Below are 17,292 nucleotides of genomic sequence, written 5' to 3'. Positions count from 1 at the left end.
CCCCTGACCGCACCGGAGTGGCGATGCAGCACGGCAAGTACCGGTTCATTGTGGGGTTTCTGGCGTTGCCCCTCGGACTGTACGCGCTCTTCGTGGTGTGGCCGTTCATCCAGTCCATCTACTACTCGTTCACGGACTGGACCGGCCTGAGCCCCGAATTCAAGATGGTCGGCCTGGACAATTACCAGAGGATGCTCCACGACGACATCTTCTGGAAGTCCTTGCAGCACAGCTTGATGTTCGCGGTCGTGCTGCCGCTGGTCACGATCAGCCTGGCGTTGTTCTTCGCCTTCATGATCAATGTGGGCGGTCGCAGAAGGAAGGGCGGCCCGGTCGTCACCGGTGTCCGGGGCTCCTCCTTCTACAAGATCGTCTATTTCTTTCCGCAGGTGCTGTCGATCGCGATCGTCTCGCTGCTGTTCGCCTTCGCGTACAACCCGGACAGCGGCGCGATCAATTCACTGCTGCGGGGAATTGGTCTGGACAATATCCAGCCGCTCTGGCTCGGCGACCCGAGCCTGGCGCTGTGGTGCGTGATGGCCGTGCTGGTCTGGTCCACGGTCGGCTTCTTCGTGGTCCTCTTCTCGGCGGGCATGGCGTCCATCCCCACGGACCTCTACGAGGCCGCCCTCCTCGACGGCGCCGGCCGCGCGACGACCTTCTTCCGCCTCACCCTGCCGCTGCTCTGGGACACCGTGCAGTCCGGCTGGGTCTACATGGGGATCCTCGCGCTCGGGGCCGAGTCGTTCGCAGTCGTACAGATCATGACGACCGGACCGGGCGGCCCCGACTACTCGACGACCGTGATGGTCCTGTACGTGTACCAGAAGGCGTTCCGGGACGGTCAGGCCGCCTACGCCACCACCATCGGCGTCGCCCTGCTGGTCGTCACGCTCGCCTTCGCGGGGATCGTGATGCGGCTGGGCCGTCGCGAGCGGCTGGAGTACTGAAGCGATGACGACGACCGAGACCGACACCACCGTCACCAAGATCGAGGTTCCCGCGCCGAAGCCGCCCCGGCGCAAGCGCGAGGGCGGGGTCCTCAACGTCTTCTCCCACGGCGTCCTGGTCATCTGGGCGTTCATGGTGGTCACCCCCCTGCTGTGGGCGGTGATGACGTCCTTCAAGGACGACCGGTCCATCTTCAGCTCGCCCTGGGCGCTCCCCGACAAGCTCCACTTCGACAACTGGTCGCGGGCGTGGACCCAGGCCAACATGAGCGACTACTTCCTGAACACCGTCCTGGTGGTGGGCGGTTCGCTGATCGGCACGCTGGTGCTCGGTTCGATGGCCGCCTATGTCCTGGCCCGCTTCGACTTCCCGGGCAACCGCTTCATCTACTTCCTGTTCGTCGGCGGCATGAGCTTCCCGATCATGCTCGCGCTGGTCCCGCTGTTCTACGTCGTGAACAACATGGGCCTGCTGAACACCATCCACGGCCTGATCCTGGTCTACATCGCGTACTCGCTGCCGTTCACGGTCTTCTTCCTCACGGCGTTCTTCCGTACCCTGCCCACGTCGGTGGCCGAAGCGGCCTTCGTCGACGGCGCCTCCCACACCCGCACGTTCTTCCAGATCATGCTGCCGATGGCCAAGCCCGGCCTGATCAGCGTGGGGATCTTCAACTTCCTGGGCCAGTGGAACCAGTACATGCTCCCGACGGTCCTCAACACGGACCCCGACAAGCGCGTCCTCACCCAGGGCCTGGTCCAGCTGGCGGTCAGCCAGGGATACAAGGGCGACTGGTCGGGCCTGTTCGCCGGCCTGGTGATGGCGATGCTCCCGGTCCTGGCGGCGTACATCATCTTCCAGCGCCAGGTGGTGGCGGGCCTGACGGCGGGCGCCCTGAAGTAACCCGGACGTTCGCAACCCGAAAGTACGGCGCCTTGATCCAGGCGGCCACCGCGACGCGGGCGCGGGGCTGTGTTCACTATGCGGCTCCGCCGCGTGGGCGCGACCAGCCACGACGGCGCCGCACCCGCGCCACCACGGTCACCCGCCACCCCCTCTGCCACCTGCTGACCAGTGGCCTAGACATGTCGAAAGCATGTCCCCCAGGCGACCCCCGAACCGCCAACGATTTCTGTCAAGGACTTGACGGCGGTAACCCGTTCAGCAGAGCTTGGAGTTCATAACTTGTAAGTGGCCCGGTCTCAGTGACGTGATCTGGGTCACGTTGGCGGCGCCGTGGCCGCCTCCGATGGCGGGAGTGGATGGGTCGATGGAGACTCCGGGGTCGCAGTCGTCGCTGCACCGAGCCAACCTGGAACGTGTCGTACGGGCCGTACGTCTGGCCGGATCGCTCACGCAGGCGGAGATCGCGCGCACGACCGGCCTGTCGGCCGCGACGGTCTCCAACATCGTGCGCGAGCTCAAGGACGGCGGAACCGTCGAGGTCACGCCCACGTCGGCGGGCGGCCGCAGGGCCCGCAGCGTGAGTCTGAGCGGTGACGCGGGCATCGTCATCGGGGTCGACTTCGGCCACACCCACCTGCGCGTCGCGATCGGGAACCTCGCCCACCAGGTGCTGGCCGAGGAGTCCGAGCCCCTCGACGTGGACGCGTCGTCCAGTCAGGGCTTCGACCGGGCGGAAGAGCTGGTCAACCGCCTGATCGCGGCGACCGGCGTGGACCGCTCGAAGATCGCCGGCGTGGGCGTCGGCGTCCCCGGCCCGATCGACGTCGAGTCCGGCACCCTCGGCTCCAGCGCCATCCTGCCCGGCTGGATCGGCGCGAGACCCGCCGAGGAGCTCAGACTCCGTCTCGGCGTCCCCGTGCACGTGGACAACGACGCCAACCTCGGAGCCCTGGGCGAGCTGGTCTGGGGCAGCGGCAAGGGCGTGCGTGATCTCGCTTACATCAAGGTCGCGAGCGGTGTCGGCGCCGGTCTGGTGATCAACGGGAAGATCTACCGGGGCCCCGGCGGCACGGCAGGCGAAATCGGACATATTACACTCGATGAATCCGGCCCGGTCTGCCGCTGCGGCAACCGCGGCTGCCTGGAGACCTTCGCGGCGGCCCGCTATGTGCTGCCACTGCTCCAGCCCGGTCACGGCACCGACCTGACCATGGAAGGCGTCGTACGGCTGGCCCGGGACGGTGACCCCGGTTGCCGTCGGGTGATCGCCGACGTCGGCCGGCACATCGGCAGCGGGGTGGCCAATCTCTGCAACCTGCTGAACCCGAGCCGGGTGGTCCTCGGCGGCGACCTCGCCGAGGCCGGAGAGCTGGTCCTGGGGCCCATCAGGGAGTCCGTGGGGCGCTACGCGATCCCCAGCGCCGCCCGGCAGCTCTCGGTGCTTCCGGGGGCGCTCGGCGGCCGTGCGGAGGTGCTCGGCGCGCTCGCTCTCGCGCTCAGCGAGATGGGCGATTCGACCCTTTTGGACGGCTCGTTGCCTGCCGTTGCACCTGCCTTCACTTAGAGAACGAATGGCGCCGTTGCCATCTCGTTAAGTATTTACTTCTTGACGTCGAAGTCACGGCCGAGTTGACTTCCAGCCACCTCGGCCGCAGCGTTGCGGCCCTGTCAGGGAGGCACCCCCAAATGAACGCAACGATGCGTAGAGTCGTGATCGGCACCGCCGCGGTTTCCATGGCGCTGTCCGTCGCCGCCTGTGGCAAGGCCGGCGACGACAAGAAGAGCGACTCGTCCAGCAGCAGCTCCTCCGGTGGCAAGACCATCGGTCTGCTGCTCCCCGACAGCGTGACCGCGCGCTACGAGAAGTTCGACCACCCGTACTTCGAGGCGCAGGTCAAGTCGCTGTGTGCCGACTGCACCGTCGACTACGCGAACGCTGCGGGTGACGCGGCCAAGCAGGCCCAGCAGGTCAGCACCATGGTCACCAAGGGCGTCAAGGTCATCGTGATCTCCGCCCAGGACTCTGCGGCCATCAAGTCCTCCATCGACGCCGCCGTGGCCAAGGGCGTCAAGGTCGTCGCGTACGACCGCCTCGCCCAGGGCAAGGTCTCGGCCTACGTCTCCTTCGACAACGTCAAGGTCGGCGAGCTCCAGGGCCAGGCCCTCCTCGACGCCCTCGGCTCCAAGGCGACCACCAAGTCCAAGGTCGTCATGATCAACGGTGACGACGCCGACCCGAACGCCGCCCAGTTCAAGGCGGGTGCGCACAAGGCCCTGGACGGCAAGGTCAAGATCGCCTACGAGCAGTCCGGCCTGTGGAAGGACACCGTCGCCGCGCAGAAGGTCAAGGCGGCCATCACGCAGCTCGGCGCCAAGAACATCGCGGGCGTCTACTCCGCCAACGACGGCATGGCCGGTGGTATCGCCACCACCCTCAAGGGCGCCGGCATCAGCGGCATCCCGCTGACCGGTCAGGACGCGGAGCTCGCGGGCATCCAGCGCATCGTCGCCGGCACCCAGTCCTCCACCGTCTACAAGGCGTTCAAGCCGGAGGCCGACGCCGCCGCCACGATCGCCGTGGACCTGCTGCAGGGCAAGAGCATCTCCTCGCTCGCCACCACCACGCAGACCAGCGGCTCCGGCGACAAGGTGCCCTCCCAGCTGCTGACCCCCGTGTCGGTCACCAAGGCCAACATCACGGACACCGTGATCAAGGACAAGCTGTACACCGTCGCGGACATCTGCACCGCCGAGTTCGCCAAGGCCTGCAAGGCCGCCGGCCTGCAGTAGTCCAGCCCTGGAGCCGTCCGGCTCCGGCCGTCAGCGCCCGGGTGATCGCAGTACGACACCCGGGCCCCGGCTGCCCGACGCACCCGGTCCTTCCGCAAGGGCCCCGTCCGTCCGGCGGTCTCGCGAAACCCCTCCGACGCCCGCTCCGGCCTTCATACCCCGCTGCCGGAGCGGGCGTCGGACGGACCCGTTGCCAAGCGCAGCGGATTCGCGCATGTTCATCTTGTTAACCACGTGCGTACACCGACCAACCTGAGGTACCGCACGGCCCTCCGCGCCTGATCACACAAGCGCGGCATCCCCGCCGGTCAGGCGGCGAAGGAGATGGTTCACGTGTCCGCTACGCCCGTGCTGGCGTTGCGCGGAATCTCCAAGCGATTCGGTGCGGTCCAGGCCCTCACCGAAGTCGATCTGGAGGTCCACGCCGGAGAAGTGGTCGCCCTGGTGGGCGACAACGGCGCAGGAAAGTCGACCCTGGTCAAGACGATCGCGGGTGTGCACCCCATCGATGAGGGCGTCATCGAATGGGAGGGCAACTCCGTCAGCATCAACAAGCCGCACGACGCCCAGGGACTCGGCGTCGCGACCGTCTACCAGGATCTCGCCCTCTGCGACAACCTCGACGTGGTCGGCAACCTCTTCCTCGGCCGTGAGCTGCTGCACCGCGGCGTCATCGACGAGGTCACGATGGAGAAGCAGGCCCGCGAGCTGCTGAGCACGCTCTCCATCCGCATCCCGAGCGTGCGCATCCCGATCGCCAGCCTCTCCGGCGGTCAGCGTCAGGTCGTGGCCATCGCCCGCGCCCTGATCGGCGACCCCAAGGTCGTCATCCTCGACGAGCCCACCGCGGCCCTCGGTGTCGAGCAGACCGCGCAGGTCCTCGACCTGGTCGAGCGGCTCCGCGAGCGCAACCTCGCCGTCATTCTCATCAGCCACAACATGGCCGACGTGAAGGCGGTCGCGGACACCGTGGCGGTGCTGCGACTCGGCAAGAACAATGGTTTCTTCCCCGTGAAGAGCACCAGCCAGGAAGAGATCATCGCGGCGATCACGGGTGCCACGGACAACGCCGTGACCCGTCGTTCGGAGCGTCGCACCCCGGAGGCGGCAAAGTGAGCGAGACGTCGAACAAGACCGTAGCGGGCGACGAGTCGCCCAAGATCGAGAAGGCCGGGGCGGCCGAGACCACCGAGGCCCCCACCACGGTGGCCCCCGCCGACGACCCCACGGCCGCGCCGGTCACGGTCGTCGACCCGCGCCTGCTGGTCCGTGAAGAGGGCTTCAAGGGCTACCTCACCGAGTTCAAGCGCCGGGTGAAGGGCGGCGAGCTGGGCTCGCTGCCGGTGGTCGTCGGACTGATCATCATCTGGACCATCTTCCAGGTGAAGAACAGCCTGTTCCTCAGCGCGGACAACCTCTCCAACATCAGCTACTTCCTCGCGGCCACCGGCATGCTCGCCATCGGCCTGGTGTTCGTGCTGCTGCTCGGTGAGATCGACCTGTCCGTCGGCTCGGTGAGCGGACTCGCCTCCACGGTGTTCGCCGTCTTCGTGGTCAACCACGGAATGAACCAGTGGCTGGCGCTGATCCTCACGATCATCACCGGCATCGGTATCGGCGCGTTGCACGGCTGGTTCTTCGCGAAGATCGGCGTACCCGCGTTCGTGGTCACCCTGGCCGGTTTCCTCGGCTGGAACGGTCTGATGCTGTGGCTGCTGGGTTCCAGTGGCACGATCAACATCCCGGCCGACAGCGGTCCGGTGCACGTCCTCGGCCAGAGCTCCTTCTTCATGGACCAGGCCATCATCGGCGCCTACCTGCTGGCCGGCCTCGGTGTGGTGCTCTCGGCGGTGGGCCAGTTCAACGAGCAGCGCCGGCGCCGCGCGGCCGGTGTGCCGTTCCGGCCCACCAGCGAGATCCTGGTCCGTATCGCGCTGCTCGCGATCGCGTCCTTCGTCGCGGCCGCGGTGCTGAACAACGCGTCCGGTGTCTCCAACGCGCTGGTGATCTTCCTCGCGTCGCTGGTGATCGTCGACTTCGTGCTCCGTCGTACGACCTACGGCCGCAAGGTCTTCGCGGTCGGCGGTGGCATCGAGGCGGCCCGCCGTGCGGGTATCAGCGTGCCGATGGTCCGGATCACCGTGTTCGCGATCTCCGGTGGCTTCGCGGCCATCGGCGGTATGTTCTTCGCCGGTCAGACGGCGAGCGCGACGCTCAACGCCGGTGGCGGCAACACCCTGATGCTCGCCATCGCGGCGGCCGTCATCGGTGGTACGTCGCTGTTCGGTGGCCGCGGTACCGTCTGGTCCGCCCTCCTGGGCATGCTGGTCATCCAGTCCATCCAGACCGGCCTCGACCTGCTCAACATGAACACGTCGATCCAGTACATGATCACCGGTGGTGTTCTGCTGGGTGCCGTTGTCATCGACTCCGTCTCCCGTAAGAGCCAGAAGGCGGCGGGGCGCGGCTGACGCCGAGCGCCCCTGAGGTTTCCGACTGTGCCCGGCACTGGACAGTGCCGGGCACAGTCGTGTCATAGGTGGGGCTCATGATGGGTACAGCCGATCGCGTGACCCATGACCCAAGGGCCGGAGTCGTTCCGCCCGGGCGGAACATTAGACTCGACGAGCCCGGCAACAGCTCGATCAGCTCTACTGCAAGGAGGCACGGGTGCCGCTGCTGACCCGTATCAGGGGACCGCGCGATCTGGACGGGCTCAGCCCCGAGGAGCTGGTCCAGCTGGCAGAGGAGATCCGGAGCTTCCTCGTGGAAGCGGTCTCCAAGACCGGCGGACACCTGGGTCCCAACCTGGGCGTGGTCGAGCTCACCATCGCCCTGCACCGCGTCTTCGACTCGCCGAAGGACAAGGTGCTGTGGGACACCGGCCACCAGTCCTATGTGCACAAGCTGCTCACCGGCCGGCAGGACTTCTCCCGGCTGAAGCAGAAGGGCGGCCTGTCCGGCTACCCCTCGCAGGCCGAGTCCGACCACGACGTCATCGAGAACAGCCACGCCTCCACGGTCCTCGGCTGGGCCGACGGCATCGCCAAGGGCAACCAGCTGCTCAAGAACGACAGCCACGTCGTCGCCGTGATCGGTGACGGTGCCCTCACCGGCGGTATGGCCTGGGAGGCGCTGAACAACATCGCCGACGCCAAGGACCGCCCGCTGGTCATCGTCGTCAACGACAACGAGCGGTCGTACGCCCCGACCATCGGCGGCCTCGCCAACCACCTGGCGACCCTGCGTACGACGGACGGGTACGAGCGGTTCCTGGCCCGGGGCAAGGACCTGCTGGAGCGCACCCCGGTCGTCGGCAGGCCGCTCTACGACACCCTGCACGGCGCCAAGAAGGGGCTGAAGGACTTCATCGCCCCGCAGGGCATGTTCGAGGACCTGGGCCTGAAGTACGTCGGCCCGATCGACGGCCACGACATGGAGGCCCTGGAGTCCGCCCTCGCCCGGGCCAAACGGTTCGGCGGCCCGGTGATCGTGCACTGCCTCACCGAGAAGGGCCGCGGCTACCAGCCCGCCCTCCAGGACGAGGCCGACCGCTTCCACGGCATCGGCCCCATCCACCCCGACACCGGCCTGCCGGTCAAGGCCTCCGGCGCCGACTGGACCTCCGTCTTCGGCGACGAGATGGTGAAGCTCGGCAAGGAGCGCGAGGACATCGTCGCCATCACGGCGGCCATGCTCCAGCCGGTCGGCCTGAAGAAGTTCGCCGACACCTTCCCGCAGCGGATCTACGACGTCGGCATCGCCGAGCAGCACGGTGCCACCTCCGCGGCGGGCCTGGCCACGGCCGGACTGCACCCCGTCTTCGCCGTGTACGCCACCTTCCTCAACCGCGCCTTCGACCAGGTGCTGATGGACGTGGCCCTGCACAGGTGCGGGGTGACCTTCGTCCTGGACCGGGCCGGTGTCACCGGCACCGACGGTGCCTCCCACAACGGCATGTGGGACATGTCGATCCTCCAGGTCGTCCCCGGTCTCAGGCTCGCCGCCCCGCGCGACGCCGACCAGGTCCGCGCCCAGCTCCGCGAAGCCGTCGAGGTCGACGACGCGCCGACGGTCGTCCGCTTCTCGAAGGGCGCGGTCGGCCCCGCCGTGGCCGCCGTCGGCAAGGTCGGCGGCATGGACGTGCTGCGCGAGCCCGGTACCGACACCCCGGACGTGCTCCTGGTCTCCGTGGGCGCCCTCGCCCCGATGTGCCTGGAGATCGCCGGCCTCCTCGACAAGCAGGGCATCTCCACCACCGTCGTCGACCCGCGCTGGGTGAAGCCGGTGGACGAGGCGATGGCCCCGCTGGCCGAGCGGCACCGGGTGGTCGTCACGGTCGAGGACAACATCCGCGTCGGCGGCGTGGGCGCGACGATCGCCCAGGCCCTGCGCGACGCGGGCGTCGACGTCCCCCTGCGCGACTTCGGCATCCCGCCCCGCTTCCTCGACCACGCGTCCAGGGCCGAGGTCATGACGGAGATCGGCCTGACGGCCCCGGACATCGCCCGTCAGGTGACGGGTCTGGTGGCCAAGCTGGACGGCCAGCCGACCGATGTCAGCTCGGTGGAACCGGCACGGGACTGATGTGAAGCGCCCCTGGCCGGGGCGCGTCCGAACCACCCCGATGGGTCGGTCTCGCTCACCCCTCCGGTGGCGAGACCGACCCATCTGCGTGAACCTGCCCTTGCCGGGGCATACGCATCCCCGGCCCTCTCGATCATGTCGAGGACGACAAACGTGGGAGGTAGGCACGTGGCCAGCACGCTCTTCAGGACCAAGAACGTCGAACAGTCCATCAAGGACACCGAGGAACCGGAGCACGCCCTCAAGAAGTCGCTGTCGGCGCTGGACCTCACGGTCTTCGGCGTGGGTGTCATCATCGGCACCGGCATCTTCGTCCTGACCGGCGCAGCCGCGCGGAACACCGCAGGGCCGGCCGTCGCGCTCTCCTTCATCGTCGCCGGCGTCGTCTGCGGCCTCGCCGCGCTCTGCTACGCCGAGTTCGCCTCCACCGTCCCGGTGGCCGGCTCCGCGTACACCTTCTCGTACGCCTCGCTCGGCGAGTTCCCGGCCTGGATCATCGGCTGGGACCTGGTGCTGGAGCTGGCACTGGGCACGGCGGTGGTCGCCGTCGGATGGTCGGGGTACATCCACTCGCTCCTGGACAACGCGGGCTGGCAGCTGCCCGAGTACCTCAGCGGCCGGGACGGCGCCCACGGCTTCGGCTTCGACATCCTCGCCGCCGCCCTGGTCCTCGTCCTGACCGCGATCCTGGTCGTCGGCATGAAACTCTCCGCCCGGGTCACCTCGGTCGTCGTCGCCATCAAGGTGGCCGTCGTCCTGGTCGTCATCATCGCGGGCGCCTTCTTCATCCACAGCGGCAACTACGAGCCGTTCATCCCGAAGGAGCAGCCGGTCCCGGCGGGCGGCAACCTCAAGGCTCCGCTGATCCAGCTGATGTTCGGCTGGGCGCCCTCCGACTTCGGTGTGATGGGCATCTTCACCGCCGCGTCCGTCGTCTTCTTCGCCTTCATCGGCTTCGACGTCGTCGCCACCGCCGCCGAGGAGACCCGCAACCCCCAGCGGGACGTGCCGCGCGGCATCATCGGCTCCCTGATCATCTGCACCTTGCTGTACGTCGCCGTGGCCATCGTGGTGACCGGCATGCAGAAGTACAGCGAGCTGTCCGTGGACGCCCCGCTCGCCGACGCGTTCAAGGCCACCGGGCACCCCTGGTTCGCGGGTCTGATCAGCTTCGGCGCGGCCGTCGGCCTGACCACCGTGTGCATGATCCTGCTGCTCGGCCAGTCCCGGGTGTTCTTCGCGATGAGCCGGGACGGGCTGCTGCCCCGGTTCTTCTCGCACACCCACCCGAGGTTCCGCACCCCGTACCGGCCGACCATCCTGCTCGGCGTCGTCATCGCGATCGTCGCCGGCTTCACCAGCCTCAGCGAACTCGCCGAGCTGGTGAACATCGGCACGCTCTTCGCCTTCATCATCGTCGCGATCAGCGTGATCATCCTGCGCAACACCCGGCCCGACCTGGAGCGGTCCTTCCGCACCCCGTGGGTGCCGGCCCTGCCGATCGTCTCCGTGCTGGCCTCGCTGTGGCTGATGCTCAACCTGCCGGCCGAGACCTGGCTGCGGTTCGCCATCTGGATGGTCATCGGCTTCGTCGTCTACTTCCTCTACGGCCGCTCGCACAGCCGCCTCGCCGGACAGCAGCGGACCCCCGCCGACGCTCCGTAATCATCAGGCTCGCCACTCCGGCCCCGTATGTCCCGTCCAGGTGGGACCGCGGGGCCGGATAGCGTGCTCCCCATGCTTGTCGCCCCCCTCGTCCCGGCACGGTCCGTAGTCGTACGGAAGGGGTACTGGCCGCGGCTGCTGCCGCTGCTCGCCGTGCTGGCCTGCGTCACCCGGATGCCGTCCTTCCGGCGGCCGCTGTGGAACCCGGACGAGGGCTTTCTCGCCGTACAGGCGCGCATACTGGCACGCGGCGGCCAGCTGTACGAGACGGTCGTGGACCGCAAGCCGCCGCTGCTGCCCTGGCTGTACGAGGGGGCGTTCGCGGTCTTCGGATCCGGGTCGCTCACCCCGGTCCGGGTGCTCGCCGTGCTCGCGCAGCTGGCCACCGCCGTCCTGCTCGCGTCGATCGCCCGACGGCGGTGGGGCGACCGCGCGGGCCGTACCGCCGGGGTGCTGTACCTGCTGGTCTCGGTCGGGCTCAACCCCGAGGACGCGCAGGCGGCCACCTTCGAGGTGTTCATGCTGCCCGCCACGGCCGCCGCGATGTGGTGCGCCGACCGCCGCCGCTGGGGCGCCGCCGGAGCCGCCGTCGCCTGCGCCTTACTCACCAAGCAGACCGGCGGCGCGGTCCTGCTGCCGGTGGTCTATCTCCTCAACCGGTACGGCGGCCCGCGCGCCGGCCTGCTCCGACTGGCGGCCGGCGTCGCCCTGCCCGTACTGGGCACGGCCCTGCTCACCGACCCAGCCGGCTTCGCCTTCTGGACGGTCACCGGCTCCGGCGCCTATGCCTCCTTCACCGGCTCCGAACTCCACGTCCTGGCACGGGCGTTGACCAACACCGCGATCCTCGCCGCGGCCTGCGCCGGGCTGCTCCCGCCGGTCGCCCGCGCTCTGCGCATCGCCCGTACCGGCGCCGCCGACCTGTGGCTGTGGCTGGCCGCGTCGGCGGCCGCCGTCACCCTCGGCTTCCACTTCTTCGGCCACTACTTCCTGCAACTCACCCCGCCGCTCGCCCTGCTGGCGACGGCCGCGCTGCAGGTGCTGCCCAGGGAGCGCACCTCGGCCGCGATCCGCACCTCGGCCTGTGTCTGCGTCCTGTTCCTGACCTGGGGACTGCTGGCCCCGCGTCCCGAACTCGCGCACGCCCAGCGGCTCGCGCTCGCCCTCGCCCACCGCACCGGCCCCGGCGACCGGGTGCTGGTCTGGGGGATACACCCGGAGACGTACTGGCTCGCCGACCGCACCCCCGCCACCCGCTATCTCACCGCCGGCCTCCTCACCAACTTCAGCGGTGGCCGGGACGGCCCGCAGGTCGGCGAGAAGTACGCCGTCGGGGGCACCTGGCCCGTCTTCCGCGCGGAACTGGCCGACCGGGCACCGACCCTGGTGATCGACGACTCCCGGGGCAAGCCCTACGGCCCCGACCGAGTCCCCACCCTGCGCCGACTCCTCACGGCCGGCTACGAACAGGTGGACGAGGTGGACGGGGCGGTGCTGTACGCACGGGTGCCGGCGGAGTAGGACCGGGGACCGACGGGCGCGGGCACGTCCGGGTCAGTGGAGGAGGGCGCTCGGGCCGATCACCTCGGCGCCCAGCTCCGTTACCCTGCGCCGGAGTTCGCGGTCGGCGGTGACGACGAGGCGGGGGCGGCCGGGGTCTTCGGCGGTCAGCTCGACGATCCGGTCGTCGCCGCTGCCGGACGCCGGCTCCACCCGTACCCCGGGCACCGAGTCCACCCCGCGGGCCGCGCCCTCGACGACGAGCACCAGTTCCACCGGGGTCGGGTGGCCGGGCAGGCCCCGCTCGGCCAGCCGGTCGCGCAGCCGCTCGGCGGCCCCCTTGCGGTCCCGCCACCAGCCGTCCGGCCGCGACCCGACGACGTTCGCGCCGTCGACGATCACCAGCAGGGGAGCTTCGTCATCCATGCCCCCAGCCTCGCACGCCCGGGGCCCCGGCCACTGCCCCGAAGGGCCCCGCTTAGAGTGAAGCGGTGAACGGCGACTGGCTCCTCCGCGGCCGTGACGGCCGGCTCAGTGTCTATCTGCCGTCGGGCGACGCCGTGCTGTGCCGGGCGGAACGCGGCCCAGGCGGTTCTTGGGGCACCCCTCGGAAGATGGGCGGCGACCAGCGGCTGCACCCCGGCTTCTCGGTGGGCCAGGGCGTCAACGGATACGCCCACCTGGTCGCCTGGCGGCCCACGGTGAACGGCGAGTCGGGTCTGGTCCACTCCACCCACTACCGCCCGCGTCTGTCCGCCCTGGACTGGCAGCCGATCGGCCACCCGAGCAAGAAGGGCGACGTCACCGGCGCCCCGGCCGTCGCCGTGGACGCCCAGGGCCGTGCCCATGTCTTCGTCCGCAACCGGGGGCGCGGGGTGAGCATGGTCGCCCAGAAGGAGAAGGGCGGCTGGGAGCCCTGGCGCGACCTGAAGGGCCGGCTGGTCGAGGACGGACTCGCGGCGGTGACCGGTGAGTCGGGGCGGGTCGAGGTGTACGCGGCCGTACCGGGCGGGATCGTGCACTGGCGCCAGGAGGAGGCGGGGAAGCCGCCCGTGCTCTTGGAGACACTGGAGACCCCGGTCCGTCCGGCCACCCTCACCGCCCTCGCCACCTCCCCCGGGAGCACGACCCTCTACTACAGCGACGAGGCCGGCGACCTGTGCGCCTGGCGTCCCGGGGGCAAGCCGTACACCCTGCTGACCTCCGCCGGGCCCGGCCCGGTCGCCGCGGTCCGCTGCGAACTCGACGGGTACGACTGCACCCTGCTCGCCCAGCGCTCGGCGAGCGGCCGGGTGGCCTTCGCCGCGTACCCCACGGAGGACGAGCGGGCCGGTGCCTGGTGGACCGAGTCGGGGCCGCAGCTCCCGGCCGACGCGTCGGTCGCCCTGACCACGGACGAGGACGACCGGGTCACCGCGGCGGCCCTGTCCCCGTCCACCGGACAGCTCCTGCTCACCCGCCGCAAGGACGAACCGGGGCTGGCCCTCGAGGCCTGGCGCGAGGTCTGACGTAACGTCAGCTTCCGCCGGTGGCGGGGGACTTCTTCGCCGACTCGGGGACCGTGGCGTCGGCGCGGATCGCCTTCCAGAGGGCCGAGGCCTGCGGCTCGGCGGCCACCACGCGGTTCGGGTCGACCTTGTCGTACGCCACCGGGAGCATGATCGTCTCCATGGTGGAGGGATTGACGCCGTTCAGACTGCGGCCGAACTCCGCGAGCTTGGTGAGCGAGGCGAGTTCGGAGTCGGTGGTGAGCGCGGCGGTCAGCTTGTCGGCGATCTTGTACGCCTTGACCGGGCTGCCCAGCAGGTCCTGCTTCTGGATCTCCGCGAGCAGGGCGATCATGAACTGCTGCTGGAGGCCGATACGGCCGAGGTCGCTGCCGTCGCCGATGCCGTGCCGGGTGCGGACGAACTCCAGGGACTGGGTGCCGTCCAGCTTGTGGGTGCCCTTGGCGAGGTCGAGGCCGCTGGAGGTGTCGTGGATGTCCTGGCCGACGGTGACGGTCACCCCGCCTATCGCGTCCACCAGGTCCTTGAAGCCGGCGAAGTCGACCTCGACGTAGTGGTCCATGCGGACCCCGGACATCTGCTCCACCGTCTTGACCACGCAGGCGGGACCGACCTGGGAGTAGATGGAGTTGAACATCACACGCTGCGCGGAGGCGACCGTGGAACCGTGCGGACTGGTGCACTTCGGGCGGGTCACCAGGGTGTCGCGGGGGATGCTGACCGCGACGGCCTGCTTGCGGCCCTCGGGTATGTGCATCACCAGCGCGGTGTCCGAACGGGCCCCGGAGACCTTGCCGGTGTTCAGTTTCGCGTTGGCGCCGGCCCGTGAGTCCGAACCGAGGATCAGTATGTTCTGTCCCGAAGTGGGCAGTTTCTCCGGACGGTCGTCGCCGATCGCCCTGTCGATGTCGACGCCCTTGATGTTGCCGTCGATACCGCTGTAGAGCCAGTAGGCGGTGCCCGCTCCGGCCACGACCAGGACGGCCAGCGAGATCAGGAGCCGGCGGCCCCTTCGGCGTCCGCCGGTGCGCTCGCGCTTGCGCCCGCCACCCTGCCCGGGGGGCACGGCGGTGTCGCTGAGCTGGGGCGTCGGGACATGACTCATCCTGCTTCGAATCCTCAAAGATCGTGCCCCGGCGGGGCGGTGCTGTGGCGTGAGGACTCGGGTGGGGGGAGGCCGGTCCGGTGGTGCTGCCCGGTCGAAACCGCACAAGGGGCGGATGACCGCACGATCATGCACAACCCGTGATGTATTTGTAAACAGCAGCCAAAGAAATAGTATGCGCGCCATGACGTGGCTGATAACAGGCGGTGCCGGCTTCATCGGCGCCCATGTCGTCCGCGCGATGCTCACCGCTGGTGAGCGCGTAGCGGTGTACGACGACCTCTCGACGGGCGACCCCGCCCGCGTCCCCGACGGTGTGACCTTCGTCAAGGGCTCGGTGCTCGACGGCACCCTCCTGCGGCGCACCCTGTCCGACCTCGGGATCGACGGCGTGGTCCACCTCGCGGCCAAGAAGCAGGTGGGGGAGTCGGTCGAACGGCCGCTGCACTACTACCGCGAGAACGTGCACGGCCTGGAGACCCTGCTGGAGGCGGCCGCCGGCACCGGCGTACGGCACTTCCTGTTCTCGTCCTCCGCCGCCGTGTACGGCATGCCCGACGTGGACCTGGTGACCGAGAACACCCCCTGCGCCCCGCTCAACCCGTACGGCGAGACCAAGCTGGCGGGGGAGTGGCTGGTGCGCGCCGCGGGCCGGGCGCACGGGATGACCACCGCCTGCCTGCGCTACTTCAACGTCGCCGGGGCGGCCGACGCGCGCCTCGCGGACACGGGCGTCTCCAACCTCGTCCCGATGGTCTTCGAGAAGCTCACCGAGGGCAGCGCCCCCGTGATCTTCGGCGACGACTACGACACCCCGGACGGCACCTGCGTACGGGACTTCATCCACGTCGAGGACATCGCCGCCGCCCATCTCGCCGCCGCCCGCGCGCTGCCCGGCCGGGCGCCCGGCAGCGACCTGACGGTCAACATCGGGCGCGGCGAGGGGGTTTCCGTCCGCGAGATGATCACGCTGATCGGCGAGGTCACCGGCTACGGCCCGGCGGCCGCCCCGGTGCACGCGCCGCGCCGCGCCGGGGACCCGGCGCGGGTCGTCGCCTCGGCCGACCGCATCCGCGCGGAACTGGGCTGGACGGCCCGCCACGACGCCCGCACCATGGTCGCCTCGGCCTGGGCGGGCTGGTGCCGGCGCCATCCGGAGGCCCTGCGCTGATGGCCGCTCCCGTGCGCGACCGGGTCGCCGGGGTGCGGGCGACCGGCGGAACCCCGGCCGGCCGCACGGTGCGGTCCGGGCCCTGGCTCCTCACCGGGCACGACGGCCGGCTCATCGCCTACGCGCAGGTCGACGGCGCCGTGCTGCGCTGGACGGAGACCCGCCCGGGCGGCCCCGACTGGATTGGCCCGGACGTGCTGCCGGTCAAGAACATGACCGAACTCACCGTCGCCCAGGGCCGCAACCGGTACGCCCACCTCGTCGGCCGCCGGGCCCGTGGCACCGGGGACGCGCCGCCGGCCGTGGACCTGGTCTACGCGATCCAGTACCAGGCGGGCCGCCCGCTGAGCGAGTGGCGGTCCGCCGGCAACCCGCACGCCAAGCGGGAACGCACCGCCCAGATGGGCACTCCCGCCGCGGTCGTCGACGCCTCGGGCGCCCTGCACGTCCTGGTGGCCACGGCGGAGGGGCGGCTGGCCCTGCGGCGCGAGGACGCCCGGGGCCGCTGGGAGCCCTGGCTGGACCTCGAGGTCGCGGCCGTCCTCGACACCCCGGCCGCGGTGGCCACCGCCACTGGGCAGGTGCATGTCCTCGCCCCGACCCGCACCGGTGCCCTGACCTGGTGTCAGTCCGGGCCGGGCGCCGCACCGGAGCGGGGCCCCGACCTCGGCGTCGTACCGCTGCCCGGGGCGGCCTGCGGTCTGGAGACCTCGCCGGGCCGGATCACCTACTACCTCACCGACGCGGTGGGCGGCGGTGCCGTCGCCGTGCGTCCCGGCTCCTGGCCGGTGCCGCTCGGCGGGAACCCCGGTGACGGACGGCACGCCGCGCTCGCCACCACCCTCGACGGACACCCCTGCACGGTGCTGGCCCACCGCGACACCGAGGGCCGGCTCGTGCTGGGCGCGTGCGGTGCCGAGGAGGAGCACCACGGCGTCTGGTGGACCGACACCGGCACCGTCTGCCAGGGCGATCCCGTACTGGCCCGCGACGGCCTCGGACGGGTCGTGCTGCTGGCGCTGACCGAGGACGGCGGGCTCGCGCTGGCCCGCCAGGACGACGGCCCGGGGCTGAGCCTGGGCGACTGGAGCCCGCTGTGAACGCGCGAG

14 protein-coding genes are annotated in these 17,292 nt (G+C 70.0%); 12 read left to right on the top strand and 2 right to left on the bottom strand.

Annotation, left to right across the window (positions count from 1 at the left end; genetic code table 11):
• Positions 1 to 23 precede the first annotated feature (23 nt).
• The 9 genes from ACZ5K7_RS02505 to ACZ5K7_RS02465 all read left to right on the top strand — a co-directional run bounded on the left by ACZ5K7_RS02505 (position 24) and on the right by ACZ5K7_RS02465 (position 12,420).
• Complete coding sequence (locus ACZ5K7_RS02505) at positions 24 to 950, top strand: carbohydrate ABC transporter permease (RefSeq protein ID WP_351710427.1); 927 nt, start codon at positions 24 to 26, stop codon at positions 948 to 950.
• A 4-nt stretch (positions 951 to 954) separates the two neighbouring features.
• Positions 955 to 1,854: a carbohydrate ABC transporter permease gene (locus ACZ5K7_RS02500; RefSeq protein WP_351710425.1), complete on the top strand. Its 900-nt coding sequence runs from the start codon at positions 955 to 957 to the stop codon at positions 1,852 to 1,854.
• Positions 1,855 to 2,221: 367 nt separating this feature from the next.
• Entirely contained in the window at positions 2,222 to 3,421 is a 1,200-nt protein-coding gene (locus tag ACZ5K7_RS02495; protein ID WP_351710423.1) for an ROK family transcriptional regulator, read from the top strand.
• A gap of 134 nt (positions 3,422 to 3,555) precedes the next feature.
• Positions 3,556 to 4,647 (top strand): sugar ABC transporter substrate-binding protein, encoded by a 1,092-nt coding sequence (locus tag ACZ5K7_RS02490; RefSeq protein WP_453384317.1) that lies wholly within the window; start codon positions 3,556 to 3,558, stop codon positions 4,645 to 4,647.
• Between the two features lie 324 nt (positions 4,648 to 4,971).
• Entirely contained in the window at positions 4,972 to 5,763 is a 792-nt protein-coding gene (locus ACZ5K7_RS02485) for an ATP-binding cassette domain-containing protein (protein WP_351710419.1), read from the top strand.
• A gap of 44 nt (positions 5,764 to 5,807) precedes the next feature.
• Positions 5,808 to 7,118, top strand: a complete 1,311-nt coding sequence (locus ACZ5K7_RS02480; RefSeq protein ID WP_351710453.1) for a sugar ABC transporter permease — start codon at positions 5,808 to 5,810, stop codon at positions 7,116 to 7,118.
• A gap of 199 nt (positions 7,119 to 7,317) precedes the next feature.
• Positions 7,318 to 9,234 (top strand): 1-deoxy-D-xylulose-5-phosphate synthase, encoded by a 1,917-nt coding sequence (dxs, locus tag ACZ5K7_RS02475; RefSeq protein WP_351710417.1) that lies wholly within the window; start codon positions 7,318 to 7,320, stop codon positions 9,232 to 9,234.
• A gap of 168 nt (positions 9,235 to 9,402) precedes the next feature.
• On the top strand, positions 9,403 to 10,899 hold the full coding sequence (locus tag ACZ5K7_RS02470) for an amino acid permease (protein ID WP_351710415.1): 1,497 nt from the start codon (positions 9,403 to 9,405) through the stop codon (positions 10,897 to 10,899).
• Between the two features lie 72 nt (positions 10,900 to 10,971).
• Entirely contained in the window at positions 10,972 to 12,420 is a 1,449-nt protein-coding gene (locus ACZ5K7_RS02465; RefSeq protein WP_468909526.1) for an ArnT family glycosyltransferase, read from the top strand.
• Between the two features lie 33 nt (positions 12,421 to 12,453).
• Here ACZ5K7_RS02465 and ACZ5K7_RS02460 read toward each other — a convergent pair whose 3' ends face one another.
• The gene (locus ACZ5K7_RS02460; protein ID WP_351710411.1) at positions 12,454 to 12,825 is read right to left on the bottom strand and encodes a PIN domain-containing protein; all 372 of its coding nucleotides are present in this window, start codon (positions 12,823 to 12,825) and stop codon (positions 12,454 to 12,456) included.
• Between the two features lie 65 nt (positions 12,826 to 12,890).
• Here ACZ5K7_RS02460 and ACZ5K7_RS02455 point away from each other — a divergent pair, with 65 nt between their 5' ends.
• Positions 12,891 to 13,907, top strand: a complete 1,017-nt coding sequence (locus ACZ5K7_RS02455) for a DUF8189 domain-containing protein (protein WP_468909523.1) — start codon at positions 12,891 to 12,893, stop codon at positions 13,905 to 13,907.
• Between the two features lie 7 nt (positions 13,908 to 13,914).
• Here ACZ5K7_RS02455 and ACZ5K7_RS02450 read toward each other — a convergent pair whose 3' ends face one another.
• Positions 13,915 to 15,012: an LCP family protein gene (locus ACZ5K7_RS02450; RefSeq protein WP_468909520.1), complete on the bottom strand. Its 1,098-nt coding sequence runs from the start codon at positions 15,010 to 15,012 to the stop codon at positions 13,915 to 13,917.
• 184 nt (positions 15,013 to 15,196) lie between these two features.
• Between ACZ5K7_RS02450 and galE the strand changes: the two genes are divergently transcribed.
• Together galE and ACZ5K7_RS02440 are read left to right on the top strand one after the other, a co-directional pair.
• Positions 15,197 to 16,183, top strand: coding sequence for a UDP-glucose 4-epimerase GalE (gene galE, locus ACZ5K7_RS02445; protein WP_468909517.1), 987 nt, complete (start codon positions 15,197 to 15,199; stop codon positions 16,181 to 16,183).
• Positions 16,183 to 17,283, top strand: a complete 1,101-nt coding sequence (locus tag ACZ5K7_RS02440; protein WP_468909514.1) for a PLL family lectin — start codon at positions 16,183 to 16,185, stop codon at positions 17,281 to 17,283. Before galE ends, ACZ5K7_RS02440 begins: the two co-directional genes overlap by 1 nt.
• The last annotated feature ends 9 nt before the right edge of the window (positions 17,284 to 17,292 follow it).

Source organism: Streptomyces sp. NPDC031497 (assembly GCF_055580905.1).
The sequence above is the reverse complement of the archived record's forward strand: the minus strand, read 5'-3'. Positions and strand labels throughout refer to the sequence as shown.

Excerpts from the sequence above, each read along its gene's own strand:
- ACZ5K7_RS02460 (WP_351710411.1), bottom strand. The coding sequence starts at position 12,825 with ATGGATGACGAAGCTCCCCTGCTGGTGATCGTCGACGGCGCGAACGTC.
- galE (WP_468909517.1), top strand. The coding sequence starts at position 15,197 with ATGACGTGGCTGATAACAGGCGGTGCCGGCTTCATCGGCGCCCATGTC.
- ACZ5K7_RS02500 (WP_351710425.1), top strand. The coding sequence starts at position 955 with ATGACGACGACCGAGACCGACACCACCGTCACCAAGATCGAGGTTCCC.
- ACZ5K7_RS02495 (WP_351710423.1), top strand. The coding sequence starts at position 2,222 with ATGGAGACTCCGGGGTCGCAGTCGTCGCTGCACCGAGCCAACCTGGAA.
- ACZ5K7_RS02440 (WP_468909514.1), top strand. The coding sequence starts at position 16,183 with ATGGCCGCTCCCGTGCGCGACCGGGTCGCCGGGGTGCGGGCGACCGGC.
- ACZ5K7_RS02485 (WP_351710419.1), top strand. The coding sequence starts at position 4,972 with ATGGTTCACGTGTCCGCTACGCCCGTGCTGGCGTTGCGCGGAATCTCC.
- ACZ5K7_RS02490 (WP_453384317.1), top strand. The coding sequence starts at position 3,556 with ATGCGTAGAGTCGTGATCGGCACCGCCGCGGTTTCCATGGCGCTGTCC.
- ACZ5K7_RS02450 (WP_468909520.1), bottom strand. The coding sequence starts at position 15,012 with ATGAGTCATGTCCCGACGCCCCAGCTCAGCGACACCGCCGTGCCCCCC.
- ACZ5K7_RS02505 (WP_351710427.1), top strand. The coding sequence starts at position 24 with ATGCAGCACGGCAAGTACCGGTTCATTGTGGGGTTTCTGGCGTTGCCC.
- ACZ5K7_RS02465 (WP_468909526.1), top strand. The coding sequence starts at position 10,972 with ATGCTTGTCGCCCCCCTCGTCCCGGCACGGTCCGTAGTCGTACGGAAG.